Here is a 15,595-nt window from a genome sequence, read left to right on the forward strand (position 1 = left end):
ATGCTGCGCCTGGTCACTCTGCTTCTGCTGCTGTTGAGCCCGCTACTGGCCGCCCAGCCGCAGCCCGAAATATTTCAGTTGTTCAGCCGTGAAAAGCTGGCACCGATGCATATTGAGTTGAGCGGTGACGAGTGGCGCTGGCTGCGCATTAAACATGAGCTGCGCATCGCGGTGTGGGCACCGGAGCTGCCGCCTTATCTGATCTTTCAGGAGGCAGCGGGCAGCGGCAACAGCGTGGAAGGGATCTACGCCGATTATCTGCAACTGCTGGCGCGTAATCTTGGCGTGCAGGCGGTGATGGTGCGTTATCCCAGTCAGACGGCGGCGCAGGCAGCGGTGAAAAGCGGCGCGGCGGACGCCTTGTTTAGCTCGCCGGGGCGCGAACTGCACGATGCGGCGGCCTTCAGGGCGACAGACAGTTTTCTCATCGATCGTCCGGTGGTGATTGCTGCGGAGAAGCAGGCCTCACAGCCGGTGCCCTACGATGCGCCGCTGCGCCTCGCCATGCGCGAAGGCTCTCTTACCGATGCTCAAATCAAACAGCGTTTTCCGCAGGCCAGTATAGTGCGTTATCCCTCCAGCCAGGCGGCGCTGGCGGCAGTGGCCAGTGGCGAAGCGGACTATGCGCTCGGCAGCCTGCAGGCGGCGACGTTTTTGATTGAGCGCAGCTATGTCAATCAGCTGGCGCTGGCAGCGATTTTGCCGCAAGACGCGCTGTACGGCAGCCGTCTGGTGGTGAAAGCCGATAATCAGCCGCTGTTGAAAGCGCTGAATGCCACCATCGCCGCCATTCCCGGCGAACAGCATCGGCTGATTTCGCGGCAGTGGACGCAGCGGCCGGACGTCTGGCGCCTGCAGGAGCCGCTCAGCCTGACGCCGCGCGAGCAGCAGTGGCTGCAGCAGCATGCGCAGGTGAAAGTGGGGTTCAATCCGTTCTCCGCACCGCTGGCGCTGCTGGATGAGCAGGGTGAATTTCAGGGCATTAGCGCCGATCTGCTGCATCTGATCCAGCTGCGCACCGGGCTGTTTTTCACCCCGGTGCCGGCGTATTCGTGGCGTGACGGCGTACAGCAACTGGAGCAGCATCAGGTAGCGATGCTGGCAGCGGTGGCGCAGGATGGCGGCCATCAGGAGGCAGTGCGCTTTACCCGACCTTACCTGAAGGTGCCGCTGGTGCTGCTGGTGCCGGACCAGCCTGATGCGCCGCAGGCTCTCTATCCCGGCATGAAGCTCAGTATCGTCAAAGGCAATCCGGCGCGTCAGGCGCTGCTGGATCGTTTCCCCACGCTGCAGTTGTCTGAAGTGGATAACGCCAGCCTGGCGCTGCAGCTATTGCAGGAGGGCAAGGTCGCCGGGCTGATCGATAACCAGCTGAGCGTGAACACATTACTGGCGCGCTACGCGCAGCAGCCGCTGAAGATCGTGTCGCGTCTGGCGCTGCCGCCGGTGGAGCTGAGCTTTGCCGTCAGCCGCGATCAGCCGGAGCTGCTGAGCATTATTGATAAGGCGCTGGCCGACATTCAGCCGAGCGAAATCTCACTGATTGCCAGCCGCTGGCAGGGCACACCGCAGACCACGCGCACCACCTGGCAGCTATACCGCGCGCAGTTTTACGCCATCTCTCTGCTGACCGCGCTGCTGCTGATCGCCTGTCTGGCGTGGGTTTACTATCGCGGCAAAGAGGTGAAGCATCGCCGTCGCGCTGAAGCTGACCTGCAGGCTGAACTACGTTTTCGCGATGCGCTGCTGAATGGCCTGCCAACGCCGGTCTATGTGCTGGATCGCAACTGGAACGTGGTCAGTGCTAACGGTGCGTTTCAGCGCTTTTTTGCCGGCGTCGACGCACAGCGCCTGAGTTTTTCGCTTTACGATCAGCGCCATCCGCTGTCGCCGCTCATCAGCAAACTCTATCCGCTGATGAGCCCGGAAGCGGTCAACGACCCGGAACTGGTGGCGCTGGCGCATAACAGTCTGTGGGGCGATACCGCCCAGGATCTGGAAATTGAGATCGAGAACGGCAGCGAAGCGCGTATGGTGCACCACTGGGCGCAGGAGCAGCGCGATGCGCAGGGCAATATTACCGGGCTGATCTGCGGCTGGCAGGATGTTACCGCCTACGAACTGCTGATGCTGGCGCTGCAGGCGGAGAAAAAGGTGGCGGATGAGGCCAACCGCGCCAAGAGTTCGTTCCTCGCCACCATGAGCCATGAGATCCGCACGCCGATCAGCGCCATCATCGGCCTGCTGGAGCTGGAAGGGCGCAAACAGCGCGACAACGAAGCCATTCAGATCGCCTACGAGTCAGCCAACACGCTGCTGGGGCTGATTGGCGATATCCTCGACATGGCCAAGATTGAGAGCGGCCAGCTGGAGCTGATGCCGGAGTGGGTCAGCACCGAGCAACTGGTGCTGCCGGTGGTGCGGTTGTTTGACGGCATGGCCAGCGGCAAAAATCTGACGCTGCACTACCACAGCGATACGCCGCCGGGGCTGGAAGTGTTTATCGATGCCGCGCGCTTCCGCCAGGTAATCGCCAACTACATCAATAACGCCATCAAGTTTACCCACGAAGGCGGCGTGGAAGTGCGGGTGATCGGCCATGAGTGGGAAGACGGCTCGCTGGAGCTGGAAATTGAGATCGAAGACAGCGGCGTGGGCATCAGCGCTGCCGACCAGGCCAAACTGTTTCAGCCGTTTGCCCAGACCGAAGAGGGGCGCAAGCAGACCGGCACTGGTCTTGGTCTGGTGATTAGCGCCCAGCTGCTGGAGAAGATGCAGGGCACCATGAACCTCAACAGCCAGCCGGGACGCGGCACGCTGATTCAGCTTAACGTGATAATGCCGGCACGCCGGGCGCGCAAGCTGCTGGAGAAAACCCGCGTGGCGCGCAGCCGTGCGCTGCCGCAGCTGAATATTCTGGTGGTCGACGACCATCCGGCCAACCGCCTGCTGCTGCGGAGCCAGCTCAGCGAGCTGGGCCAGCAGATCAGCGAAGCCAGCAGCGGCGAAGAAGCGCTGGCGCTGCTGGCGCATCAGGCGTTCGATCTGATTATTACCGACTGCAATATGCCGGGCATGAGCGGCATCGAACTGACGCAGACCCTGCGCCGCAGCGGCAACGCGGTGAAAATTTTTGGTCTGACGGCGAATGCGCAATCGGACGTGCGCGTGCGCTGTCTGGAAGCGGGCATGAACGCCTGCCTGTTTAAGCCGCTGAAGATTGACAAGCTGGCCGAGCTGCTGAGCAGCAACGAGCCGGTCGCCGAAGTACCGGCGCTGGATTCGCTGCTGTCGCTCGAATCGCTGCGCGCCATGGTGTATCACGACGATGCGATGGTGGCGAAGATGCTGGCGAAGGTTGGCGAGGAGAGCCGCAACGATATGCAGCAGTGCTGGCGCCATTTTGATGCGCAGGACTGGCCGGCGCTGGCTTCATCGCTGCATCGGCTGGGCGGATCGGCGCAGATCATTTATGCCGGCGAGATCGATGATCTGTGCGGGCAGATCGAGCGCGCCTGCCAAAGCGCTGAAGATCAGGAGGTCATCCGCGAAGGGCTTCTCCTGCTGGAAGAGAAACTGGACACGCTGAACCAGTCGGTAATGCATTATTTGCAGGCGTCGTGATGGCGCGGTGCGGTAATTGAAATGCGCGATAAATCGCGCCGCTACGGTTTGTGCGACTGGATAATGCAGAATCGCATCCGCAATGAATCATGCATGATGGCGCGATTTCTCGCGCAGATATTCCTTCCATGTGATGCCGCTGATAACCGCACGGATGGTAGCGGCGCAATTTATTGCGCATTCCGCCGCGGTGCGGTAATTAAAATGCGCGATAAATCGCGCCGCTACGGTTTGTGCGGCTGGACAGTGCAGAAATCGCATCCACAATAAATCATGATGGCGCGACTTATCGTGCAGATATCCCTTCCATGTGATGCCGCAGATAACCGCACGGGTGGTAGCGGCGCAATTTATTGCGCATTCTGCCGCGGTGCGGTAATTGAAATGCGCGATGAATCGCGCCGCTACGGTTTGTGCGGCGGGATTATGCAGATATCGCATCCGCAATAAATCATGATGGCGCGACGTATCGTGCAGATATCCCTTCCATGTGATGCCGCAGATAACCGCACGGATGGTAGCGGCGCAATTTATTGCGCATTCTGCCGCGGTGCGGTAATTGAAATTGCGCGATAAATCGTGCCGCTACAACAATCTGCATCCTTTTACTGGTTTAAAACGCCACTTTCACTCCACTCAGCACATTCCAGTCGCTCACGCCGGGGCGATCCAGCCGCTGCTGCACCTGCAACTGCGTGCCGATCTCCACGTTTTCATGCAGCTGCCAGCTGACGTAACCGCCCAGCTGGGCGCTGTGGCGGGCGCGCTCAATCGGTAATCCGCGCATATCGCCGGCATCCAGCGTATTCTGCCTGCCGCTGTGCCAGACATAACGCGCCTCCAGCCCAAGCTTCACTGACGACAGCGGCTGATAATCATACTTAACGCCACCAGCCAGGCTGAACTGCGGCGCCAGCTGATAGTCCACCTGCTCCCCCTGTTGCTCGGTAAAATCCGCAATATGCAGCCATTGCACACCGGCTGCGGCCAGCGGCATCAGGCTATGCGCATCCTGCTGCCAGCGCCAGCCGGCTTCTGCGCCGATATTGCCGCTAACGGCGCTGATCCGCGCCACTTCACCCTGGGTTTCATGGCGTAAAGTGCCGCGATAATGCGTCAGCCCCAGCGGTACCTCCAGCTGCCAGCCCTCAGGCGGCTGAATGCCGATCAGCGCATTAATACCCTGGGTTTGCATACGCAACTGGCTGCGTCCCGCCGGCGTATCCGACAGCATAGTCACTACGCCTTTGTGCACGCCCGCACTGAAGGCTAGCGGGCTCTGTTCCGCTTCTGGCGTCCAGCGCGCGCCCAGCATCCAGCCCTGGTAGCGGCTGGTGGCATCGCTATCGCCCTGCGCACTGCGATAGCGCTCGCCACCGCTATAGCCATAGACAAACAGGTTGTGATGATCATCCAGGCTCATCTGCCGGGCAGCGAAGTGGAAGCGGGTTTGCATGGCGTCGTTGAGGGCATACAGCATGTTGGGCAGGGCGAGATAGGTCGGGATTTGTGGCGCGGGTGCTAATTGTGGCGGTTCCGGCTCAGGCGGCGGTGGCGGCGGCAATATGACAACTTCGCCACGACCGGGTGCTGGCGTCACGCCTTCCGGTGTATCAATTAACTGAGGAATACCATTGTCTGGCTCACCGGTCACAACCACGTTTTGTAATCGGTAATACCACAAATGATGGCTGTTATTGCCGGCCAGCACGCTGGATCGCACCAGGCCCGAGGTTGCCGGATTGATCTCATCAAACCACGAGCCGCGGGCGATCATTTTCCCAAGCTGTTTAATCCCTTCGCCGGTCTGGCGGCTGGCCTGCGCAAGCAGCGGCAGCTCAGGGATTTCCTGGGTTGATGGACCATGAAAGGGCCCCGGTGGATGCGGAATATTCGCAGCGTTAACGTTATTATTTTGTGATGTGGAAAATGCAGGGTAGCGCTCATCAGCGAATGCAGGAAGGCTATAACAGAACGTACTGATCACCAGCGTCAGCGGGGTAAGTTTCATATTCTCTTCCATGGATGAAAATAGCGAGAATCGCAAACCTAAAGCGACCGACTAACGTGGCAATTAAGTTTTGTCTGGTTTTTTTTCAGAAAAGCATAAAAAAGCCCGGTAAGACATGTCCCGGGCTGATGCGTGGTGAGAGCCGTGATTAAAAACTGATTTTCACACCGGCCTGCAGATTCCAGTCGCTGATGCCTTCCTGCGTCAGGCGCTGCTGGCCCTGAAGCTGGGTGTTAAGCTCCAGATTGTCCAGCACCTGCCAGCCGGCGTAACCGCTGTACTGCAGGCTATTGCCGCCGCGTCCGGTGGCGAAGCGCGCCGCCTGCTGGCCGTCACCAATCGCCACCCCATCGCGCTGGCTGATGCGCTGCACGTAGCGCGTTTCCGCGCCCAGCTTCAGCTTCTCGTTGAGGCGGAAGTCGTATTTTACGCCGCCGGAGAGCTGCCACTGCAGCGGATTCCGGTAGCTGACCTGTGCGCCGTTGTGGTTGCGATCGCTATCGATCCAGCTGGCCTGCAGTTTTACAGCGCTTGTCGATACTGTCCCAGGCAAATATCGGACTACCGCTATCACCTGGACGGGTACCAATGCTCAACGGAGAAAATGCCGGATTATCTGGCGCGAAGGTTCGCCACTTTATGTAGTAATGATAGAAAGTTGTAATGGCTTCGGGTTTGAAGGTTCCACCAGTGTTATAGACATAGGCCCCATCGATGGGTATCAATTTACCGGATTCGGGATCATCAATTTGCTGATAACCGGCACCCAGGCGCGCATATACGGTATAACGACTGCGATTTGCCAGAAAGTCTTCTTCGGTGATATATGGGGTAGGCGCGCTTTCAACAATTACCTTATTCACCCGCGGCAAGTGAAAATCTCTCGAAGGATCATCGTTATAGTTAATTCCGCGGTAAGTCGGCGCGAACCTGGCTTTGTTGCCTAAATTCAGCGACAGAACATATCGAACATGTTTGGCACCTGTGACAAAAGATGGCGCGATAAATGAGCTGAAACCCTCGTCGCTGACCATGCTAAAGTCCGGCATCGGCACGTCCAGTACATAGCCTTCAAAGGTGCCGTCTTTGCGATAGAGGGGAATATCGGTGGCACCGATAGCATATTTGCCCCGGTTTTCGGCAAAATCGCGGTATTCCTGCACGTCAATGTCATGGCGCATAATCCCGGCATAGGGTGAACCGCTAAGGCACAAGGTACCAATCAGCAGCGCCAGCTGGCTTTTTTTCATGATGTTCATTCCCTGAATGACGAGGAAAATTGAGCGGGCTACTTTATAAGCACATCGGTGCATTCCCCGTTAAGCCTCGTCTCAATCTGCCGGAGAAAAGCCTGAAAATGGCGTGCGGCATGGCGCGGTGAATCTGTTAAGATCGCGGCGTTTTCTTTTTCAGCTGGTCAATAAATCCATGTTAAAAATCAAATTCCTGCTGCCGCTGCTGCTGATTATCAGTGCGCTGATCTGGTGGCTGATGCCGCATTACAGCGATGAGGACAAGGCTTACTACATCGCGACCTTTTGTACGCTGACCCATGACGGGCGCGATAACAGCGCACAGGCGATGCAGCAGATTATTGAAGGCGGTAATTCGGATTATGCGCTGCAGAAGATTCATTTCCAGTCCGGGCTGGCGGAGCATCTGCAAACGGTATGGCAGGATTTGTCGCCGCAACAGCAGCAGCAGGCGCGGCAGGATGCGTTTGTCTGCCGCCAGTTGATGTCAGATAAGCTGCTGCCGGGCCAGCCGGTGCGCTGAGAAATAAAAGGATTTCACCGGCCGGACAGGCACGGTGCGGCGGAACATCAGCGCGATGAATCGCGCCGCTACAATCTGTGCGGTTGATAAGCACCGAAATGACGTTTCGCACGTACCGTAGCGGCGCAATTTATTGCGCAATGTCCTGAATGGACACAGTGCAACTCAACATCAGCGCGATAAATCGCGCCGCTACAATCTGTGCGGTCAACAGGCACCGAGATGATATTTCGCACGTACCGTAGCGGCGCAATTTATTGCGCAATGCCCGGATGGGCACGGTGCACCTGAACATCAGCGCGATAAATCGCGCTGCTACAATCTGTTCGGTCAACAGGCACCGAAATGATATTTCGCACGTACCGTAGCGGCGCAATTTATTGCGCGATGCCCGGATGGGCACGGTGCGGCGGAACATCAGCATGATAAATCGCGCCGCTACAATCTGTGCGGTCGACAGGCACCGAAATGACTTTTCGCACGTACCGTAGCGGCGCAATTTATTGCGCGATGCCTGAATGGGCACGGTGCCACTTAACATCAGCGTAATAAATCGCGCCGCTTCAACCTGTGCGGTTATAAATATTTTACCGACATATCAGACGTGATTAACGTACCGCGCAGCTAATACGCGCTGGAAACTTCCCATTATTTTCGCTGACCGGATTACAAACCGGTTTTTCCTGCTCGCTGCGATTAAACCCGACCTTGCGACACAGCGCGCAGGGATCGTCACTGCTGCGCAGCAGGGCTTCGGCAGCATCGCTCAGCTGGCGTTTACGGCAGAATAGCGGCGTGCAGCCCATCACCTGTTTAAACGAGCGGGTAAAGGATTGCTGACTTTCGAAATGGTATTTAACCGCCAGACTGATAATTGGCGTGCGGCTGAATTTCAGCTCGTTCACACAACAAATCAGTTTCTTTTTGCGAATATAACGCGCCAGCGTTTCGTTATGGTAACGGGCAAACAGTTTCTGTAAATACCATTTGGAATAGCCAGATTTCAGTGCAATATCATCAATGCTCAAACGTTGATCCAGGTTGGCCATAATCCATTCGGTCACCGAATCAATCACCCCTTGGTTGTATTTTTGCTGCATCATTATGGTCCTCCAATAACTCGACACAGTGTAATTAAATTAAACTTTTTAAGCACTGGCGTAACGTAAAGTTTTATCAGGAAATGGCTTTTTTATTAATTGTCATCAAGACTGGTCTTGTTTATCGTGAAATTAATCACCGACATGTTGTGATGATGTTGAATAGTTGCCGTAATTACGGCCGTTATTATTAACGCAAATGGGTTATCGCTTTGCGCGGCTTAACAGTCAAAGGTGTGACTGGCGGCGGCACGGTGCATCAATATCCACCGGCGGTTTTCGTGCCAGACTGAGGGTTTTTCCCCCTGTACAGAAGAGGTCACATGACGTTTCGTTTTCGATTAAAACCGTTACTCAGCGTAGCGCTGACGTCAGCGATGCTGTGCGGCACGCTCAGCGCGCAGGCCGCAGAGGCCGTGTATGGCGAGCAGCTGGAGGGATTTCACTATCCTTATCCGCTGCAGCATTTTACCTTCTCCTCCCAGCAGCAGTCACTCAGCATGGGCTATATGGACGTGAAGCCGGCGCAGCAGGCCAATGGTCAGACAGTGGTGCTGATGCACGGTAAAAACTTCTGCGCTGCCACCTGGGAAGACACCATCAACGCACTGAGCCAGCAGGGCTATCGCGTGATTGCGCCGGATCAGATTGGTTTCTGCACCTCCACCAAACCCGCCCGCTATCAGTACAGCTTCCAGCAACTGGCGCAAAACACCCATCAGCTGTTAGCGCAGCTCGGCGTTGAGAAAGCGGTGATCGTTGGCCACTCGACCGGCGGTATGCTGGCGACGCGTTACGCACTGATGTATCCGCAGCAGACGCAGAAGCTGGTGCTGGTCAATCCGATTGGCCTTGAGGACTGGAAGGCGAAGGGCGCGCCGTGGCGCTCGGTGGATCAATGGTATCAGCGCGAGCTGAAGCTCGACGCGGCGGGCATTAAGAAATATGAGCAGCACACCTATTACAGCGGCCAGTGGAAGCCGGAATATGACAAATGGGTGCAGATGCTGGCCGGGCTGAATAAAGGACCGGGGCATGAGAAAGTGGCGTGGAACTCGGCGCTGATCTACGACATGATTTTCACCCAGCCGGTCTATTACGAGTTTAAAGACCTGAAGGTGCCGACCACGCTGATGATCGGCACGGCCGATACCACCGCGATTGGCAGCGATATCGCTTCACCGGCGGTGAAAGCGCAGCTCGGCCATTACAATGTGCTGGGCAAACAGGTGGCACAGCTGATTCCCGGCGCGCGACTGATTGAGTTCCCCGGCATGGGGCACGCGCCGCAGATGGAAGCGCCAGCGAAGTTTAATCAGACGCTGATTGACGACCTGGCGCGTTAAGGTGAATGCCCGCGCAGCGGCTATCTGCGCGGCTGCCTTTTCTGATACTTGGCGGCGTACATGCGTGCGTCGCTGCTTTCCAGCAGCTGCTCCAGCGATTGCGGCTGCTGCGGATCAAATTCCACGATGCCCGATGAAAACTGCAGCGTGTAACGCCGCTCCAGATCCTGCATCTGTTTATGCAGATAGTGGGCGAAGCGCGCCAGCGTCGCTTCCGCCTCATCCTGACGAATGCCGTTCAGCAGCACTACAAACTCATCGCCGCCGAGCCGGGCAAAGATATCGGCATGGCGAAAACTCACCTTCATGGCATCGGCAAAGTCCATCAGCGCGCGGTCGCCCTCGCGGTGACCATACCGGTCGTTGATGGCCTTGAAACCGTCGAGATCGAGAAACGTCAGGCTGGCGGGCAGCTGTCTCAGCTGGCACTCATTCAGCGCCATCTGACCCAGCGTCATAAAGCCGCGCCGGTTGGTGATTTGCGTCAGCTCATCGGACGTCGCGGTCTGAAACGCTACCAGCTCGGCTTCGGCCATGGCCGCCAGATCGCGCAGCGCGTGCAGATCCTCCGCGTTGAACTGGCGCGCATGATTATCAATGATGCACAGCGTACCGACTTTGGCGCCGGACGGCGTGCGCAGCGGATAGCCCGCGTAGAAACGCACCGGATTGTCTGCATCGGTAACCAGCGGATTATCGCTGAAGCGCGTGTCGGCCAGCGCGTCCTCGACCACCATCACCTCATCCTGCAGGATGGTATGACCGCAAAAAGAGATGCTACGCGCGGTGGTTGGCCGATCAAAACCGTCACTGGATTTAAACCATTGATAGTCATTCTCCAGCAGACTGACCATCGCGACCGGAACGTCAAACAGACGTCGGGCAAGGCGGGTTAAACGGTCAAAACGCTCTTCTGTGGGTGTATGCAGAATGTTGAGCGCACGTAACTGGGCCAGACGCTGTGATTCGTCCGCAGGCAGTGCAGGTGCTTTCATCGCGTAACTCTTGTTAATGATGGATGTGTTACAGCAAACCGGATGTCGTGCCCGCGCAGGGGCAGAGAGCACTAAACAACCGCGGCAATCCGCGATTGTTTAGCGTAACGAGAGGATCAGAGCACTTTTTGCTCGGCAAGATCAAGGGCGAAATAGCTGAAAATGAGATCGGCACCGGCACGCTTAATGGCACCTAAGCTCTCCAGCACCACATTACGTTCATCAATGGCGCCCGCCTGAGCGGCAAATTTGATCATCGCGTACTCACCGCTCACCTGGTAAGCCGCCAGCGGCAGCGTGGTGCGCTCGCGGATATCACGCAGGATATCGAGGTAAGCGCCTGCCGGTTTGACCATCAGCGAATCTGCACCTTCCGCTTCATCAATCAGCGACTCGCGAATCGCTTCACGGCGATTCATCGGGTTCATCTGATAGGTTTTGCGGTCGCCTTTCAGCGCGGTGCCCGCTGCTTCACGGAACGGGCCGTAGAACGACGAGGCGAATTTGGTGGAGTAGGACATGATAGCGGTATCGGTAAAACCGGCCGCGTCCAGCGCCTGGCGAATCGCTTTCACCTGGCCATCCATTGCTGCTGACGGCGCGATGAAGTCGGCACCGGCCTGCGCAGCAACCACCGCCTGTTTGCCGAGGTTAATCAGCGTCTGGTCGTTGTCGACGCCGTGATCGCACAGCACGCCGCAGTGGCCGTGACTGGTGTATTCACAGAAGCAGGTATCGGACATGACAATCATTTCCGGCACCGTGTCTTTGCAGATGCGCGACATGCGCGCCACCAGGCCGTTTTCGTTCCACGCATCGCTGCCGGTGGCATCGGTGTGGTGTGAAATACCGAAGGTCATGACCGAACGGATACCGGCTTTGGCGATGCGTTCGATTTCGTACGCCAGACGTTTTTCCGGAATGCGCATCACGCCCGGCATGGCGTTGATTGGCACGTAATCATCCACGCCTTCTTCAACGAAGATCGGCAGGGCCAGATCGTTCAGGCTGAGGTGGGATTCCTGGAACAGTTCGCGCATCGACGCGCTTTTGCGCAGTCTTCTTGGGCGCTGAATGAGATTGAAATCAGACATGCTCGGTTAACTTATGCTGGTGAAAAAAGTGGCGACAGTTTACCCCTTTTCGCCGGGTAGCATGAAGGATTGTGTGCGGTGCGGGCCGGGCGTTGTTGCCGGTCGGCATCAATGCCGACCCTACAGCGCACCAGGCCACCGCAGCATCCCAACCCGCAGCACACCCGTGGGGTGCGCATTCATGCGCACCAGGCAACCGCAGAATCACAACCCGCAGTACACCCGCAGGGCACGCATTGATGCACACCAGGAATCAGTAGAATCCCAACCCGCAGCATACCCGTAGGGTGCGCATTCATGCGCACCATGAATCAGCACAATCACAACCCGCAGCACACCCGCAGGGCACGCATTGATGCACACCGGGAATCAGCAGAATCCCAACCCGCAACATACCCGTAGGGTGCGCATTCATGCGCACCTGGAAGCATCACCGCAGCACACACATTCTCACGCACCCGGCAACCGCAGAAACAAAACTCCCGCCGGGTGGCGGGAGTGAAAGGGCAGATTACTCGTTGATGTCCGGGTGCTGCTGCACCAGGTTTTTCCGCTTCGCCTCAAGGCGGGCGATCTCTTCATCAATATCTTCAATCTTCTGCTCGATATTGTCGTGATGCTCCTGCAGGATCTCACGCGCTTCTTCGAGGTCCGATGCCGCCGGTGTCGCGCCGCGCAGCGGTTTGTTGGCGGTCTCTTTCATGTACAGACCGGTCACCAGACCGACCACCGCCACCACCATCAGATAGTAAGCCGGCATATACAGATTGTTGCTGGCTTCCACCGCCCAGGCGGTCACGGTTGGCGTCAGACCGGCAATCAGAATCGAGATGTTGAAGGCGCTGGCCAGCGCACTGTAGCGAATGTGCGTCGGGAACATCGCCGGCAGTGACGAGGCCATCACGCCGGTGAAGGCGTTGAGGATCACCGCCAGCAGCAGCAGACCGGCAAAAATCAGCCCCAGTACGTTACTGTTGATCAGCATAAAGGCCGGAATCGCACAGAAGAACAGGGCGATACTACCGACGATCACGAACGGACGGCGGCCGAAGCGGTCGCTCAGCATGCCCATCACCGGTTGCACAAACAGCATCCCCATCATGATGGCGATGATAATCAGCACGCCGTGATCTTCCGAGTAGTGCAGGTTATGCGACAGATAGCTCGGCATGTAAGTCAGCAGCATGTAATAGGTCACGTTGGTGGCAAGCACCAGACCGATACAGGCCAGCAGGCTTTTCCAGTGTTTGCTGGCAATCTCTTTAAACGACACTTTCGGGCCGTCGCGCAGACCTTCGCGGTCGCCTTGCTCCAGCTTCTCAACATGCTGCTGGAACGCTGGGGTCTCTTCCAGTGCGTGACGCAGATACAGACCGATAATGCCCAGCGGCAGCGCGAGGAAGAACGGAATACGCCAGCCCCAGTCGAGGAATTTCTGCTCGCCAATCACCGTTGAGATCAGCACCACCACGCCCGCGCCCAGCACGAAGCCGGCAATCGAACCGAAGTCCAGCCAGCTTCCCATGAAGCCGCGCTTACGGTCCGGCGAATATTCGGCGACGAAGATTGACGCACCGGTATATTCCCCGCCCACCGAGAAGCCCTGAGCCATTTTCGCCAGCAGCAGCAGTATCGGTGCCCAGATGCCAATCGAGGCGTAAGAAGGGATCAGGCCGATACAGAAGGTACTGATCGACATGATGACAATGGTGATCGACAGGATTTTCTGGCGACCGTATTTATCGCCCAGCATGCCGAAGAACAGGCCGCCCAGCGGACGGATCAGGAACGGTACCGAGAAGGTCCCGAGTGCGGCAATCATCTGCACGCCAGGCGAGGCGTCCGGGAAGAACACTTTACCCAGCGCGTAGGCCACAAAGCCATAAACACCGAAATCGAACCATTCCATCGCGTTACCGAGTGACGCGGCGGTAATGGCCTTACGTAAACGAGCGTCATCGATAATCGTGACGTCATCCAGCCCAATAGGTTTTACACGCTTCCTACGTAATTTCATGAGGTTACCCTGTATTGGAATTCAAAAAGTCCTCAACGCTGCGGACTCGGTGGAGCGTTCAGTCCGCGGCGTTGAGAAAATTAAAGCATAGCCGTGAAAGTGGTTTTTTCCCTGGCCTGCCAAAGCAATTATTACTCAGGTAATTATTGCATCCCGCGACAGAGTATACCGTTTAAATGTGATATTTGTCATGTTTCCGCCAATAACTGGCTATTTTTTGGCTAAAACTATGGCCGTTTTGGTCCGCAATCGCGGCAAAAAAAATTGTCTGAATCGCGACGCAGGCCGCAGCGTAGATGCGCGGGCGAGCGAAAATATCTATACTTGCGCCAGTTTCTCTGCCGGAGATCGGGCGACGCATGGCACGCTTTGTTTTATTTGCAAAAAGTCTCTGTTTTGACGTTGACCAGCAGGTCCTCTTTCCGGTGCAGTCGCCCGCGCACCGCGTGGCGCTGACGCCGCTGCAAACCGCCATTCTGCGGCGCGTGATTGATGCGGATGGCAAACTGGTGCGCAACCAGACCCTGCATGCGCTGTTCCAGCGCGTCCCCAGCGACACACCGTTCGCCGAACGCCTGACGGCCACCATTGCTGCCATCAATCAGCAGGCGCAGCTGGCACACGCGCCGGGGCCGCTGGTGCATCAGGTGCCGCTGATTGGCTGCGTGCTGGCCGATCAGGTCGATGTGGCGCCGCTGAGCGATGAGCCGGTGGCTGCGCCAGCGGCAGCGGTGGTCAGTCCGCAACCTGCGCCTGCGCCGGCCAGCGTAAAGAAGAAGCGGCCTGTGCTGCGCTGGGTAATCGTTGCGCTGCTACTGGTGAATGTCGCGCTGGCGCTGCTGGCACGCCAGATGTTTGCGCCAGTGCAGCACGATGCGCTGGATTTCCGGCCGCTGCTGCGCATTCAGAACAGCCAGGTGTTTATCCCCAGCCACCTGAAAGCCGATTCGTGGGTGGTGCAGGACGCGCTGCGGCGCTATCGGCAGTGGCAGCCGCGCCTGCCGGATGGCTCAGCGCCACCGATGGTGTACATCAACCCGGTGCGCACCCGACTCTTTTCCAGCACCTTCCTGTGCGCCAAACCGATCGCGCAGAAGGACAACGAATGTATTTCATGGATGGTGTCCGCGCAGGAGATACCCGATGCGTAAAGCGATAATCACCACGGCAGTGGTGCTGGCCTTTGTGCTGCCGTGGGCGCTGGTGCTGCTGCTGCGGCCGGCAGAACCGGTGCCGGAGTGGTGTGAAGTACCGTATCGTATTGATCATGAAGGCGCGCCGGCTGGCGCGATTGATGCCACCATTCGCACGCGCTTTAAGGCGGACGGCAGCGGCAGCTCAACGCTGACCGGCACCGTCACGGTACGCGATCGCCACTATCGCCTGCATCGCGTATCCGATACCACCTGGCGCCGCCAGGGCGATTTCATGCTCAGCACCACGCGCAACGTACGTATTCTGGCAGACGACACCGTACCGCCCGCGCTGGCGGCGCAGATCGTGTTTTCGCCAGCGCGCGAGGGCAATAACGATTATTACCAGATGTACCAGCTGCCCAATGGCGACCAGATGATTAATTATGCCGGGCTGCCGCGCCTGTACTGCCACAGCTAACCCTGATGCTGTCGACGC

The 15,595-nt window shown here is 57.6% G+C and carries 13 protein-coding genes; 5 read left to right on the forward strand and 8 right to left on the reverse strand.

From position 1 onward, the window contains the following. The gene (locus tag AC6I8P_RS01140) at positions 1 to 3,624 is read left to right on the forward strand and encodes a response regulator (protein WP_421040023.1); all 3,624 of its coding nucleotides are present in this window, start codon (positions 1 to 3) and stop codon (positions 3,622 to 3,624) included. An 87-nt stretch (positions 3,625 to 3,711) separates the two neighbouring features. On the opposite strand, the gene AC6I8P_RS01145 is transcribed toward AC6I8P_RS01140, so the two are convergent. The 4 genes from AC6I8P_RS01145 to AC6I8P_RS01160 all read right to left on the reverse strand — a co-directional run bounded on the left by AC6I8P_RS01145 (position 3,712) and on the right by AC6I8P_RS01160 (position 6,885). Next, complete coding sequence (locus AC6I8P_RS01145; RefSeq protein ID WP_498030916.1) at positions 3,712 to 4,065, reverse strand: hypothetical protein; 354 nt, start codon at positions 4,063 to 4,065, stop codon at positions 3,712 to 3,714. A gap of 172 nt (positions 4,066 to 4,237) precedes the next feature. Continuing rightward, positions 4,238 to 5,635 (reverse strand): autotransporter domain-containing protein, encoded by a 1,398-nt coding sequence (locus AC6I8P_RS01150; RefSeq protein WP_159378017.1) that lies wholly within the window; start codon positions 5,633 to 5,635, stop codon positions 4,238 to 4,240. Positions 5,636 to 5,783: 148 nt separating this feature from the next. Continuing rightward, complete coding sequence (locus AC6I8P_RS01155; RefSeq protein ID WP_159378018.1) at positions 5,784 to 6,188, reverse strand: hypothetical protein; 405 nt, start codon at positions 6,186 to 6,188, stop codon at positions 5,784 to 5,786. Beyond that, positions 6,133 to 6,885 (reverse strand): S6 family peptidase, encoded by a 753-nt coding sequence (locus tag AC6I8P_RS01160; RefSeq protein ID WP_498030917.1) that lies wholly within the window; start codon positions 6,883 to 6,885, stop codon positions 6,133 to 6,135. Before AC6I8P_RS01160 ends, AC6I8P_RS01155 begins: the two co-directional genes overlap by 56 nt. Positions 6,886 to 7,063: 178 nt before the next feature. Between AC6I8P_RS01160 and AC6I8P_RS01165 the strand changes: the two genes are divergently transcribed. After that, positions 7,064 to 7,411, forward strand: a complete 348-nt coding sequence (locus AC6I8P_RS01165; RefSeq protein ID WP_031279814.1) for a hypothetical protein — start codon at positions 7,064 to 7,066, stop codon at positions 7,409 to 7,411. Between the two features lie 608 nt (positions 7,412 to 8,019). On the opposite strand, the gene AC6I8P_RS01170 is transcribed toward AC6I8P_RS01165, so the two are convergent. After that, the gene (locus AC6I8P_RS01170; protein WP_058780202.1) at positions 8,020 to 8,514 is read right to left on the reverse strand and encodes a helix-turn-helix domain-containing protein; all 495 of its coding nucleotides are present in this window, start codon (positions 8,512 to 8,514) and stop codon (positions 8,020 to 8,022) included. A gap of 320 nt (positions 8,515 to 8,834) precedes the next feature. On the opposite strand from AC6I8P_RS01170, the gene AC6I8P_RS01175 reads away from it, so the two are divergent. After that, positions 8,835 to 9,857 carry an alpha/beta fold hydrolase gene (locus AC6I8P_RS01175; protein WP_459746282.1) on the forward strand — a complete coding sequence of 341 codons (1,023 nt, stop codon included), beginning with the start codon at positions 8,835 to 8,837 and terminating at the stop codon, positions 9,855 to 9,857. A 20-nt stretch (positions 9,858 to 9,877) separates the two neighbouring features. Here the strand turns inward: AC6I8P_RS01175 and AC6I8P_RS01180 are convergent, their stop codons facing one another. The 3 genes from AC6I8P_RS01180 to proP all read right to left on the reverse strand — a co-directional run bounded on the left by AC6I8P_RS01180 (position 9,878) and on the right by proP (position 13,963). After that, positions 9,878 to 10,852 carry a GGDEF domain-containing protein gene (locus tag AC6I8P_RS01180; RefSeq protein ID WP_498030918.1) on the reverse strand — a complete coding sequence of 325 codons (975 nt, stop codon included), beginning with the start codon at positions 10,850 to 10,852 and terminating at the stop codon, positions 9,878 to 9,880. A 116-nt stretch (positions 10,853 to 10,968) separates the two neighbouring features. Beyond that, on the reverse strand, positions 10,969 to 11,946 hold the full coding sequence (gene hemB, locus AC6I8P_RS01185; protein WP_031279816.1) for a porphobilinogen synthase: 978 nt from the start codon (positions 11,944 to 11,946) through the stop codon (positions 10,969 to 10,971). A gap of 511 nt (positions 11,947 to 12,457) precedes the next feature. Further along, positions 12,458 to 13,963 carry a glycine betaine/L-proline transporter ProP gene (gene proP / locus AC6I8P_RS01190; protein WP_021508120.1) on the reverse strand — a complete coding sequence of 502 codons (1,506 nt, stop codon included), beginning with the start codon at positions 13,961 to 13,963 and terminating at the stop codon, positions 12,458 to 12,460. 359 nt (positions 13,964 to 14,322) lie between these two features. Here proP and AC6I8P_RS01195 point away from each other — a divergent pair, with 359 nt between their 5' ends. Together AC6I8P_RS01195 and AC6I8P_RS01200 are read left to right on the forward strand one after the other, a co-directional pair. Beyond that, on the forward strand, positions 14,323 to 15,114 hold the full coding sequence (locus tag AC6I8P_RS01195; RefSeq protein ID WP_058774975.1) for a hypothetical protein: 792 nt from the start codon (positions 14,323 to 14,325) through the stop codon (positions 15,112 to 15,114). Further along, positions 15,107 to 15,577, forward strand: a complete 471-nt coding sequence (locus tag AC6I8P_RS01200) for a hypothetical protein (RefSeq protein WP_058780199.1) — start codon at positions 15,107 to 15,109, stop codon at positions 15,575 to 15,577. The genes AC6I8P_RS01195 and AC6I8P_RS01200 overlap by 8 nt, the downstream gene beginning before the upstream one ends. Positions 15,578 to 15,595 lie beyond the last annotated feature (18 nt).

Source organism: gamma proteobacterium symbiont of Lampromicra miyakona (assembly GCF_059730895.1).

Excerpts from the sequence above, each read along its gene's own strand:
- proP (WP_021508120.1), bottom strand. The coding sequence starts at position 13,963 with ATGAAATTACGTAGGAAGCGTGTAAAACCTATTGGGCTGGATGACGTC.
- AC6I8P_RS01180 (WP_498030918.1), bottom strand. The coding sequence starts at position 10,852 with ATGAAAGCACCTGCACTGCCTGCGGACGAATCACAGCGTCTGGCCCAG.
- AC6I8P_RS01175 (WP_459746282.1), top strand. The coding sequence starts at position 8,835 with ATGACGTTTCGTTTTCGATTAAAACCGTTACTCAGCGTAGCGCTGACG.
- AC6I8P_RS01160 (WP_498030917.1), bottom strand. The coding sequence starts at position 6,885 with ATGAAAAAAAGCCAGCTGGCGCTGCTGATTGGTACCTTGTGCCTTAGC.
- AC6I8P_RS01200 (WP_058780199.1), top strand. The coding sequence starts at position 15,107 with ATGCGTAAAGCGATAATCACCACGGCAGTGGTGCTGGCCTTTGTGCTG.
- AC6I8P_RS01150 (WP_159378017.1), bottom strand. The coding sequence starts at position 5,635 with ATGAAACTTACCCCGCTGACGCTGGTGATCAGTACGTTCTGTTATAGC.
- AC6I8P_RS01165 (WP_031279814.1), top strand. The coding sequence starts at position 7,064 with ATGTTAAAAATCAAATTCCTGCTGCCGCTGCTGCTGATTATCAGTGCG.
- AC6I8P_RS01140 (WP_421040023.1), top strand. The coding sequence starts at position 1 with ATGCTGCGCCTGGTCACTCTGCTTCTGCTGCTGTTGAGCCCGCTACTG.
- AC6I8P_RS01195 (WP_058774975.1), top strand. The coding sequence starts at position 14,323 with ATGGCACGCTTTGTTTTATTTGCAAAAAGTCTCTGTTTTGACGTTGAC.
- AC6I8P_RS01145 (WP_498030916.1), bottom strand. The coding sequence starts at position 4,065 with ATGCGATATCTGCATAATCCCGCCGCACAAACCGTAGCGGCGCGATTC.
- hemB (WP_031279816.1), bottom strand. The coding sequence starts at position 11,946 with ATGTCTGATTTCAATCTCATTCAGCGCCCAAGAAGACTGCGCAAAAGC.
- AC6I8P_RS01170 (WP_058780202.1), bottom strand. The coding sequence starts at position 8,514 with ATGATGCAGCAAAAATACAACCAAGGGGTGATTGATTCGGTGACCGAA.